General features: G+C 51.1%; 1 protein-coding gene. It reads right to left on the bottom strand.

The window, feature by feature from the left end; all coding sequences use genetic code 11:
- The coding region (locus ACTHUG_RS11495) for a DUF2167 domain-containing protein (protein ID WP_440422302.1) at positions 1–442 on the bottom strand (442 nt) is incomplete at both ends.

The following is a 442-nucleotide window of genomic DNA, read 5'->3' on the forward strand; positions in this document are numbered from 1 at the left end:
TCAATCGACCAAATCAGACGATTGGTCTTTGCAGCATATTGCGGTTTTTCCACCCATCCGCGTGTTTCCAATTCCGGCAGGTTGCGGTAGGCACGCTCTTTATTTTGTTCCTCGGTACCTTCTTGCAGCTGCTCGAGCATGGCCTCAACATCCCATGCTTTGGCATCATCGTCTTTGATGTAGCCGGAATCGGTAAAGGTTAGGTCTACCATCCAATTAGTATCACCGTCCTCGTTTTCCGACTCGGGGAGAATCAGGCCATAGCGGTTGGGATCTGTGGCGTTGCCTGTTTCCCTCATCATGGCGTTGGCGCGATTTTTTTTCCCAAAGACCATTTTTGCAGGCAGTTTCAGTTTGGCCTGATTGCCCAAATCAACGGTTGCCGGGCCTTGGACGATCTGGTCGTCAACACAGTTTGTGGCAGAATCCGGAGCTTGTTGCG

The organism is Neisseria sp. P0022.S009, assembly GCF_051956675.1.
GTDB lineage: Bacteria > Pseudomonadota > Gammaproteobacteria > Burkholderiales > Neisseriaceae > Neisseria.